Annotated in this window: 1 pseudogene; it reads left to right on the forward strand. The window is 59.5% G+C overall.

What is annotated here, in order from left to right:
- Nucleotides 1-412: pseudogene (locus DY467_RS25800) on the forward strand (cytochrome c); the annotation flags it as partial.

Genomic DNA, 412 nt, shown 5'->3' on the forward strand with positions numbered 1-412 from the left:
TTAGAAAGGGTGAGTATCTGGCGCGTGCTGGCGATTGCAGCGCCTGTCACACGGCTCCGGAAGGACGGACCTTTGCCGGCGGCCGAGACATGCCCACTCCCTTCGGCACACTGTACACGTCGAACATCACCCCAGACCCAGAGACCGGGATCGGCAAGTGGACGGCGGACGACTTCTACAAGACCATGCATCAAGGCCGTTTTCCTGACGGAGGCCTGATCTATCCGGCGATGCCGTTCGCCTCCTACACCAACGTGACTTGTGCTGATAGCGACGCGATCTTCGCCTATCTGCGGTCAATCCCTCCTGTGGTCCGCAAGAACCGTCCACACGAACTTCGCTTTCCCTACGACAACCGCTCCCTCATCCTGGGCTGGAGAACCCTCTTCTTCGCAGAAGGAGAGTACAAGCC

This window comes from Rhodopseudomonas sp. BR0G17, assembly GCF_010907025.1.
Lineage (GTDB): Bacteria > Pseudomonadota > Alphaproteobacteria > Rhizobiales > Xanthobacteraceae > Rhodopseudomonas > Rhodopseudomonas palustris_H.